Source organism: Pseudokineococcus marinus (assembly GCF_013004605.1).
GTDB classification, from domain to species: Bacteria; Actinomycetota; Actinomycetes; order Actinomycetales; family Quadrisphaeraceae; genus Pseudokineococcus; species Pseudokineococcus marinus.
Window position 1 is genome coordinate 1 of record NZ_JABEMA010000312.1, and the last position, 3,491, is coordinate 3,491.

At 79.8% G+C, this 3,491-nt stretch carries 4 protein-coding genes; 3 read left to right on the forward strand and 1 reads right to left on the reverse strand.

The window, feature by feature from the left end; all coding sequences use genetic code 11:
• The coding region (locus tag HLB09_RS20145) for a MarR family transcriptional regulator (RefSeq protein WP_171204062.1) at positions 1-205 on the reverse strand (205 nt) is incomplete at its 3' end.
• Positions 206-362: 157 nt separating this feature from the next.
• Between HLB09_RS20145 and HLB09_RS14610 the strand changes: the two genes are divergently transcribed.
• The 3 genes from HLB09_RS14610 (at position 363) to HLB09_RS14620 (ending at position 3,170) form a co-directional block, all read left to right on the forward strand.
• A complete protein-coding gene (locus tag HLB09_RS14610) occupies positions 363-1,310 on the forward strand; it encodes an ABC transporter ATP-binding protein (RefSeq protein ID WP_171204063.1) in 948 nt (315 codons plus the stop codon).
• 56 nt (positions 1,311-1,366) lie between these two features.
• Entirely contained in the window at positions 1,367-2,125 is a 759-nt protein-coding gene (locus HLB09_RS14615) for an ABC transporter permease (RefSeq protein WP_322790204.1), read from the forward strand.
• 160 nt (positions 2,126-2,285) lie between these two features.
• Complete coding sequence (locus HLB09_RS14620) at positions 2,286-3,170, forward strand: COX15/CtaA family protein (RefSeq protein WP_409373013.1); 885 nt, start codon at positions 2,286-2,288, stop codon at positions 3,168-3,170.
• Positions 3,171-3,491: the final 321 nt, after the last annotated feature.

Consider the following 3,491-nt stretch of genomic DNA (forward strand, 5'->3'; position numbering starts at 1 on the left):
GGCGGGCGTCCCCGCCGGTGACGAGGCCCTCGGCCGCCATGGCGTCCAGGTGGCGGCGCACGGCCGCGGCCGTGAGCCCGAGGACGCGCGCGACGGCGCCCGACGTGACGGGCCCGTGCTCGACGACGACGGCGAGCACGCGCTCGCGCGTGGTCACCTCGCTCGAGGTCCCGCCCGCGGGGCGGGGGGCGCCGTCCGGTTTCACGACGCCAGTGTGACGAAACCCTGCGGGGGGCGTCCAGTGAGGCTGCCCTCACCCGGTCCGGGCCCCCGGCGGTCCCGCGCGCGACCCGCCCCACGGACGGGTGGCCGGGCGGGGCGCGGGCGGGCGCGCCGGCGGCGCCGACCTAGACTCGTCCGCCGTGGGTGGTCCTCCGGACGGCTCCCCGTCCGGGGCCGCGCTGCGCGTGCGCGGCCTCGTCAAGCGCTACGGCGCGCGCACCGCCGTCGACGGCCTCGACCTCGACGTCGCCGCCGGCTCGGTCACCGCCCTGCTCGGGCCCAACGGGGCGGGCAAGACGTCCACGGTCGAGTGCTGCCTCGGGCTGCGCCGGCCGGACGGCGGGAGCGTCGAGGTGCTCGGCGCCGACGTCCTGCGCGCCGCCGCGGACCCCGACCACCGGGCCGCCGTGGGGGCCATGCTCCAGGACGGCGGCCTGCCGACCTCCGCCCGCCCGCTGCGCCTCCTGCGCCACCTCGCCCGGCTGCACGCGCACCCTCGCGACGTCGACGTCCTGGCCGAGCGGCTCGGCCTGCCGGCCTTCGCGCGCACGTCCGTCCGCCGGCTCTCCGGCGGCCAGCGCCAGCGGCTCGCCCTCGCGGCCGCCCTCGTGGGACGCCCGCGGCTGCTCTTCCTCGACGAGCCGACGGCGGGGCTGGACCCGGCAGCCCGCCTCGTCGTGTGGGACCTCGTCCGCGAGGCCGTCGCCGAGGGGGCCGGCGTGCTGCTGACGACGCACGACCTCGACGAGGCGGAGCGCCTCGCCCAGCACGTCGTCATCGTCGACGGCGGCCGCGCCCTCGCCACCGGGGCGCCCGGCGTCCTCACCGCCCGGTCCACGGCGTCGCTGCGCTTCACGGCCGGCCCCGGCCTCGACCTCGGGCCGCTGCGCCGGGCCCTGCCCGAGGACGTCGTCGTCAGCGAGGCCGCGCCCGGGTCCTACGTCGTCTCCGGGGACGTCGACCCGCAGGTCGTCGCCGGCGTGACCTCCTGGTGCGCCCAGCGCGGCGTCATGCCGGACGCCCTCTCGGTCGGCCGGCCGAGCCTGGAGGAGGTCTTCCTCGACCTCACCGGACGGAGCCTGCGGTGAGCCGCCCCGGGCCGGGGTCGAGCTCCAGCCGGGGGCCCGGCGCGACCGGGACGGCCGTGGACGGCCCGTCGGCCGCCCCGCTGCTCGCCCGCGTCGCGGCCCAGGCCCGCTGGGAGGCGGGCACCATGCTGCGCAACGGCGAGCAGGTGCTCCTCACGCTCGTCCTGCCCGCGCTCGTCCTCGTCGGCCTCGCCCGCACCGAGGTCGTCGACCTCGGCCTCGCCGCGGGCGAGCGCCCCGTCGACGTCGTCGCGCCGGGCGTCCTCGCCCTCGCCGTGCTGTCCACGGCCTTCACGGGCCAGGCCATCGCCACCGGTTTCGACCGCCGCAGCGGCGTCCTGCGCCTGCTCGCCACGACGCCGCTGGGCCGCGGCGGGCTGCTCGCCGGGCGGGTCCTCGGCGTCCTCGCCGTGGAGGTGGTCCAGGTCGTCCTCCTGGGCGCCGTCGCCGTCGCCGTCGGCTGGCGCCCCGACCCGCTGGGGCTGCTCCCCGGCGCCCTGCTCGTCCTCGTGGCCACCGCGGCCCTCACGGCGCTGGCGCTCCTGCTCGCGGGCGTCCTGCGCGCCGAGGCGGTCCTCGCCGTCGCCAACCTCGTCTGGGCGGCGCTGCTCGTGGGCGGCGGCCTCGTCGTCCCGGCCGCCGCGCTGCCGGGTCCGTGGGCCGCGCTGGTGCACGCCCTCCCCTCCGGCGCCCTCGGCGAGGGCCTGCGGCGCGCGTCGGCCGACGGGGCCCTCGACGTCAGGGCCCTGCTCGTCCTCCTCGCCTGGGCCGTCGTCGCCGCGCTCGCCGCCCGCCGCTGGTTCCGCTGGGACTGACGGGGCCGCCGGGCCCGCCGGCGGCGGCGTCGGGCGACGGACGGCCCTCACCTACCCTGGAGCGGTGAGCAGCTCCCCGGTCGCCGCGCGCCCCGCGCGCACCCCGGCCCCGCGCACCCCGGGCACCCCGGGCACGGGCGGGCGCCCGCCGCGCTGGGTCGTGGCCGTCCTCGTGGCCAACCTCGTCGCGCAGGTCGGCATCGTCGTCACCGGCGGGGCCGTGCGCCTCACGGCCTCGGGCCTCGGCTGCCCGACGTGGCCCGAGTGCAGCGCCGGCTCCTACACGCCGGTCTACACCCCCGAGATGGGCGTCCACGCGGCCATCGAGTTCGGCAACCGCCTGCTCACCGGCGTCGTCACCCTGACGGCGCTGGCCGCCCTCGCCGCCGTCGCCCGCCTCGTGCTCACCGGCCGACGCCCCGCCGGGCTGCTGCCGCTGGCCGCGGCGCCGCTCGTCGGGGTCGTCCTCCAGGCCCTCATCGGCGGCATCACCGTGCTCACCCAGCTGCACCCGGCCACCGTCGCCACCCACTTCCTCGTCTCCATGGCGCTCGTGGCGGCCTCCACCGTCCTGCTCCTGCGCGTGCGCGAGGGCGCCGACGGCACGCCCCGGCCCCTGGTGCCGCGCGCGCCCCGGGTCGTCGCGCGCAGCGCCGGCGCGGTGCTGGGGGCCGTGCTCGTGCTGGGCACCGTCGTCACCGGCTCGGGCCCGCACTCGGGGGACGCCGAGCACCCCGTCCGGCTCGGCTTCGACACCGAGGTCGTCTCCCGCCTCCACGCCGACGCCGTGGTGCTGCTGCTCGTGCTCGTCGTGGCCCTCGCCGTGCTCCTGCGGCGGACGGGCGCGCCGCGGCGCCCCCGCCGCCGCACCGCGGCGCTGCTCGTGGTCCTCCTCGCGCAGGGGGTGCTCGGCTGGGTGCAGTACGCCACGGGCCTCCCGGAGGCCCTCGTGGCGGGGCACATGCTGGGCGCCGCGCTCGGCGTCGTGGCCACCACGGCCCTGCTGCTCTCCCTGCGCGAGCGGCTCCCCGCCACCCCCGCCTGACGCCCGACGACGCCGTCACGCAGCGCAGCACGTGTGAGCAGATCGTGACCGGATCGGTCTCTCGACCCCGCACCGCGCCGCCGATGATCGGGGCATGGACCGACGACACCAGGACCGATCCCGGGCTCTGACGGGCCCCCGTCCCGCCGCGCGCGGCGCCGTGCGACGCACCCGGGCCGCCCGTGCGGCGGCTGCGGCCGCCGCGCTGGCCCTCCTCGCCGCGGGCTGCGGCGACGACGTGACGGCCGGCCCCGCGTCGTCCTCCCCCGTGGCGGCGTCCTCGCCGGTCTCCGACGCCACCGCAGCGACGGACGCGACCAC